We start from the raw sequence: 4,951 nt of genomic DNA, 5'->3' as shown, positions 1-4,951 counted from the left end.
CGAGTGCGTCGAGTCCTGTCGCGAGGGTGCTGCCACCGGCGACGACCCGGCCGCCGGCCCGGCCGCCGGCCCGACCGCCACCGACCCGCAGACCCGGAAGGACGCCGCATGAGCACCGCCACGCTCACCCCGCCCGTCACCACGCCGACCACCGCACCGTCCGCCCGGCGCTCGTGGTTCTCCGACGTCTGGCTCGTCATGACGCGCGAGCTGCGGCCCGTGGTCCGCGAGCCGTTCTCGGTCGTCTTCGGCCTTGTGCAGCCGCTCGTCTTCCTCGGGCTGTTCGGCCCGCTGCTCGTCGGGTCCGTCGGGGAGCAGGGGCTGTCCGGCGCGGACGTGTGGCAGTGGTTCGTGCCCGCGATCCTCGTGATGACGACCCTGTTCGGCACGTCGACGACCGGCGCGAACCTGCAGTACGAGATGCAGACGGGCGCGCACGAGCGGATGCTCGTCACCCCGCTGTCCCGCTCGTCGCAGCTCGTCGGCCGCTCCCTCAAGGAGATGGTGCCGCTCACCGCGCAGGCCGTGATCGTCGTCCTCGTGATGCTGCCGTTCGGCTTCCGCGCCGACCCCGTCGGGGGCGTCGTCGGGATCCTCATGCTCGCCGTCCTCGGCATCGGCATCGGCTCGCTGTCGTACGCGCTCGCGATCGCCGTCCGCAAGCAGGAGTGGATGTTCTGGGCCGTGCAGCAGACGGTCCTGTTCCCGCTCCTCATCCTGTCCGGGATGCTCCTGCCGCTCGAGACGGGCCCGGCGTGGATGCGGGCCGCGTCGACCGTGAACCCGCTGCGGTGGGTCGTCGACGCCGAGCGTGCGCTGTTCGCGGGCGACCTGTCGGCGACGGCCGTCGGGTGGGGCTGGCTCGCGGCGCTCGCCACAGCCGCGGTCGGCCTCGTCGTCGGGGTGCGCACCATCGTCCGCTCGACGGACTGACCTCACGCGCCGCGGCCGCCGCGCGTCTTCCCGTCAGGAGGGCGCGCGGCGGTCGCGCGTCGGGGTGTCGGAGGGAGCGGGCAGGATGAGCGGCATGGGTGTGCGGGTGGTCGAGCGGCCGGACGGGCCGACGGTGCACACGGTCGTCGAGTCCGGCATGGGGCCGGTGACGCTGATCGGCGTCGGCGAGGTGCTCACCGGGCTGCTGCTGCCGTCGACGCGCGAGCGCAACGTGACCGCGTCCGGTGCGCACGGCGACCGCGACGACACCGCCCTCACCGCCGCCCGCGAGCAGCTCACCGAGTACCTCGCGGGCGAGCGCCACGAGTTCGACCTCGACGTCGCGCTCCAGGGCTCGGCGTTCCAGGTGCGCGTCTGGGAGGGGCTGCTCCGCATCCCGTACGGCCAGACGTGGTCCTACGGCGAGCTCGCCGCCGACATCGGCTACGACCCGCGCACCTCGTCCCGGGCCGTCGGCGCCGCGAACGGCGCCAACCGCATCGCCGTCGTCGTCCCGTGCCACCGCGTGATCGGCGCGAACGGCACGCTCACGGGCTTCGCCGCGGGCGTCGAGCGCAAGCGGTTCCTGCTCGACCTCGAGCGCCCGCCGGTCGCGGCCGACGCGACGCTGTTCTGACGCCCCGGCCCAGCCGGGCGCGCGAGGATGGCGGCATGACCGCACCGGACGACGACGTCGTCGTCAGCGCCCTCGCCATCAACGTCACGATCCCCGCGCACCTGCAGTGGACCGACGAGCGCCGCGGCGAGGAGTTCCGCCTCCAGACCCTCAACGTGCGCCTGCTCCCGGACGGCACGCTCGCCGCCAAGGCGTACGGCCGGCCTGTCGCGGGCGGTCGCGGCGCGTACGTCTCCTTCCGTGTCCCGGACCGCCCGGAGCTCCGCGACCTCGTCGCCGCAGCCGCCGACCGCGCCGCGGCCCGGTGGGCCGAGCATCGCGGCCTCGACTGACCGCTCGGCGACCGCCTGAGGCGTGTCCGAGCGTTTCCGGCGTCGACCGGTGATAGCGCGCACGTTATCGTCGTCTCCGTGGACGACTTCGGTGGGCGGCTCCGTGAGAGGCGCGAACGACGAGGGATGAGCCAGCGGGACCTGGCCGCGACGTCGGGGGTTCACCAGCCGACGATCGCCGCGATCGAGACGGGACGTCGTCGTCCGTCGACGGCAGTCCGGGCAGCGCTCACGCGGGCGCTGGACGTCCGACCCTCCGAGGCGCTCCGCACGCACCGCAGCGCGGTCGAAGCGGCGATCGCCCGGCACCGGGGGACGGACCCGCAGGTCTTCGGCTCGGTCGCGCGGGGCGAGGACGTCCCAGGTTCGGACCTCGACCTCATGATCTCGTTCCCGCTGGAGACCGACCTGATCGACGTCATGGATCTCGTCGACGAGCTGGAGCAGATCACGGGCGTCCACGTCGACGTCATCTCCGGCAGGGGCACCGGGCCGGTCATGGACCGTGCCCGTCGCGAGGCCGTCCCGCTGTGAGCGGCGTCGACCGCGCGCCCGCCGACGATCGCGTCGCGCACCGGCTGGCCGACCTCGCTCGGATCGGGCGCCTCGTGGCGGCGATCGTCGGCAAGGGGCGCGACGCCTACCTCGACGACGGCATCGACGGGCAGATCCTGCGCGCTGCGGGTCGCGAGCAGATCGTCGAGGTCGCGACCGTCGTCGAGAAGCTCCCGGCAGAGTTCAAGGCCGAGCACCCGGACGTCGAGTGGGTCAAGGTCCAGCGCATGCGCAACCTCGTCGCGCCTCACGACGACAAGGTGAACGACGAGTTCGTGTGGGAGACGCTGCGGACGCGGATCCCCGCGCTGCTCGACGACCTGGGCCTCGCGGACTGAACGCGGGTCAGCCGTCAGGAGCGGCGGTGCGCGCCCTCCGGGAAGGCGGGGGACCAGCGGCGGTAGCCGTCGGCGAGGACGACGGCGTCGGCGTCGGCGGTCGCGACGTGCTCCCAGTGCACGAGGAACGTGCCGCGGTGCCGCCACCGCAGCCAGCGGGCGAGGACCGCCGGCGAGCGGACGTCCGAACGCTCGTAGCCGAGGAACGACGAGCCGGTGCGCGGGCTGACGATCAGCCCGTGCACGCGCGGCTGCACGAGCAGACCGCCGTCGAGCGGGCCGTCGAGCACGAGCCGGACGTCGACGACGTAGCCGAGCGGGTCGCCCGACGGGCTGCGGACGGGCGTGTCGAGCAGGTCACTCAGGATCATGGCGGCCTCCCGGGATGCGTCCGACGACGTGGTCGCGGACCCACCGCTCGACCCACAGGACGTCGAGGTCCTCGCCGCGCACGCCGAGCCGGACCGTCGTGCCGACGTCGGTGACGTGCCGCCAGAGGATGCGGTGCAGCCGGGACGCGGGCGGTCGGCCGCCGAAGACCCGGGTCGCGAGGACCGGTCCGGACAGGAGCGCGACGACGTGGACCGGGACGTCGCCCGTGAGCGGGCCGGACGTGCCGGCGGGCGGGGCGAGCTCGAGGTCGTCGACGGTCGCGACCTGGAGGTCGTCGACGTCGAGCGTCTGCCGGTCGAGCAGGTGCAGGCGGGCGTCGAGGACCCGTCCGGCGGGGCGCGGGCCCACCGGGAGCGGCTCGGACGGGTCGTGGGGGAGCGCCGAGCGGCGCACGCGTGGGCTCATGACCCGCCTCCGGTGGCGATCAGCAGCGGGATCGCCGCGAGGGACGCGACGAGGATGATGACGAGGTACACGAGCGCGAGCGCGTTCGTGGCACGCCCGTTGACGTGCTTCCCCATGTACTCGGGGTCGTTCGCGACGAGCAGGATCGGCAGGTACGTGAGCGGCAGCGCGACGGCCGAGAACACGACGGAGAGCTCGGTCACGCGGATGGGGTCGACGCTCGTCATGAGCACGAGGACGGCGATCAGCAGGGCGATGATCATCGACAGGTGGAAACGCGCGGCCCGCGCCGGGCGCCGGTACTTGCCCCACGACCACCCGAAGTACTGCGCGAGCGTGTAGCCCGACGACAGGCCCGTCTCGAGCGCGGCGCCGAACGTCGCGGCGACGATCCCGACGAGGACGACGGCGAGCGCGAGCTTGCCGCCCGCGAGCGCGACGGGCAGCACGATCTGCGACAGCGACGACACCTCGATCGAGCGCGGCAGGAACACCACCGCGGCGCACGCGGCGATCGCGATCGACAGGACACCGCCGAACGGGAAGCCGACGAACACGTTGACGCGCGACTGCGCGACGTCCTTGACGGTCCACCGCTCCTCGCGCGCGCCGGACGAGAAGAAGAACACCTCGTACGGCGTCATCGCGGCGCCGAACAGCGCGATCGCGTAGTACCAGTACGACGCCGGCCCCTCGTCGCCCGGCACGGTGGGGGACAGCGCCTGGTCGGCGAGCTCGGACCAGTCCGGGCCGAGCAGGAACAGCGCGACGGCGAACACGACGAGCGTGAGCCCGAGCAGGCCGGTGACGTTCTCCAGGACCGAGAACTTCGTGCGCCAGATGACGAGCCACACGGCGAGCGCCGCGACCGGGATCCACAGCCGCGGCTCGACGCTCGACGCGAGCTGCAGCGCGAGCGCGATGCCGCCGACCTCCGCGGTGAGCGTGAGGAGGTTGATGAGGAACGACGCGACGAGGTTCGCGCCGGCCGTGCGGGGGCCAAGGCGCTCGCGGATGATCTCGAACGTCGCGCGCTCGGACACCGCGGCGACCCGGCCGGACATCTGCGCGAACAGGCAGATCCCGACCACGCCGACGACGACGACCCACGCGAGGTTGAGCCCGAACCGCGACCCCACGACCGCGTTCGTCACGAGGTCGCCGATGTCGAGGAAGCCGCCGATCGCGGTGAGCACGCCGAGCGCGACGCCGAGCAGACGCTTCACGACGCCTGCTCCAGCGCAGTGGTCAGGTCGTCGACGGTCGTCGCGGCGTCGTCGAGCGCGGCGGTCACCTCGTCGACCGAGCCGCCCGCGCCCGTCGCCCACGCGCGCGCCGCCGCGACCGCGGCCTCGGCG

Annotated in this window: 8 protein-coding genes; 5 read left to right on the top strand and 3 right to left on the bottom strand. The window is 73.5% G+C overall.

What is annotated here, in order from left to right; translation table 11 throughout:
* The first annotated feature begins 108 nt into the window (after positions 1–108).
* The 5 genes from HGA02_RS10280 (at position 109) to HGA02_RS10260 (ending at position 2,795) form a co-directional block, all read left to right on the top strand.
* On the top strand, positions 109–933 hold the full coding sequence (locus HGA02_RS10280; RefSeq protein WP_168678924.1) for an ABC transporter permease: 825 nt from the start codon (positions 109–111) through the stop codon (positions 931–933).
* A gap of 85 nt (positions 934–1,018) precedes the next feature.
* On the top strand, positions 1,019–1,570 hold the full coding sequence (locus HGA02_RS10275) for a methylated-DNA--[protein]-cysteine S-methyltransferase (protein WP_168678923.1): 552 nt from the start codon (positions 1,019–1,021) through the stop codon (positions 1,568–1,570).
* A gap of 35 nt (positions 1,571–1,605) precedes the next feature.
* Positions 1,606–1,902, top strand: coding sequence for a hypothetical protein (locus HGA02_RS10270; protein WP_168678922.1), 297 nt, complete (start codon positions 1,606–1,608; stop codon positions 1,900–1,902).
* Between the two features lie 78 nt (positions 1,903–1,980).
* Positions 1,981–2,436, top strand: a complete 456-nt coding sequence (locus tag HGA02_RS10265) for a helix-turn-helix domain-containing protein (RefSeq protein ID WP_343035426.1) — start codon at positions 1,981–1,983, stop codon at positions 2,434–2,436.
* The gene (locus tag HGA02_RS10260; RefSeq protein WP_343035425.1) at positions 2,433–2,795 is read left to right on the top strand and encodes a HepT-like ribonuclease domain-containing protein; all 363 of its coding nucleotides are present in this window, start codon (positions 2,433–2,435) and stop codon (positions 2,793–2,795) included. The genes HGA02_RS10265 and HGA02_RS10260 overlap by 4 nt, the downstream gene beginning before the upstream one ends.
* Positions 2,796–2,809: 14 nt before the next feature.
* Here the strand turns inward: HGA02_RS10260 and HGA02_RS10255 are convergent, their stop codons facing one another.
* Genes HGA02_RS10255 through HGA02_RS10245 form a run of 3 tightly spaced genes read right to left on the bottom strand, consistent with a single transcriptional unit; the run spans position 2,810 to position 4,819 of the window.
* Entirely contained in the window at positions 2,810–3,166 is a 357-nt protein-coding gene (locus HGA02_RS10255) for a PRC-barrel domain-containing protein (RefSeq protein WP_168678920.1), read from the bottom strand.
* Positions 3,153–3,593, bottom strand: coding sequence for a hypothetical protein (locus HGA02_RS10250; RefSeq protein ID WP_210728413.1), 441 nt, complete (start codon positions 3,591–3,593; stop codon positions 3,153–3,155). The genes HGA02_RS10255 and HGA02_RS10250 overlap by 14 nt, the downstream gene beginning before the upstream one ends.
* A complete protein-coding gene (locus HGA02_RS10245) occupies positions 3,590–4,819 on the bottom strand; it encodes an Nramp family divalent metal transporter (protein WP_168678919.1) in 1,230 nt (409 codons plus the stop codon). Before HGA02_RS10245 ends, HGA02_RS10250 begins: the two co-directional genes overlap by 4 nt.
* Positions 4,820–4,951: the final 132 nt, after the last annotated feature.

This window comes from Cellulomonas septica (assembly GCF_012396155.1).
In the GTDB taxonomy this organism is placed as follows: domain Bacteria; phylum Actinomycetota; class Actinomycetes; order Actinomycetales; family Cellulomonadaceae; genus Cellulomonas; species Cellulomonas septica.
Note: the sequence above shows the minus strand (reverse complement) of the source record. Positions and strands in the feature narration are given on the sequence as shown.

Bases quoted from the DNA above. Each gene is read 5' to 3' on its own strand.
- HGA02_RS10280 (WP_168678924.1), top strand. From the start codon at position 109: ATGAGCACCGCCACGCTCACCCCGCCCGTCACCACGCCGACCACCGCA.
- HGA02_RS10275 (WP_168678923.1), top strand. From the start codon at position 1,019: ATGAGCGGCATGGGTGTGCGGGTGGTCGAGCGGCCGGACGGGCCGACG.
- HGA02_RS10270 (WP_168678922.1), top strand. From the start codon at position 1,606: ATGACCGCACCGGACGACGACGTCGTCGTCAGCGCCCTCGCCATCAAC.
- HGA02_RS10255 (WP_168678920.1), bottom strand. From the start codon at position 3,166: ATGATCCTGAGTGACCTGCTCGACACGCCCGTCCGCAGCCCGTCGGGC.
- HGA02_RS10250 (WP_210728413.1), bottom strand. From the start codon at position 3,593: ATGAGCCCACGCGTGCGCCGCTCGGCGCTCCCCCACGACCCGTCCGAG.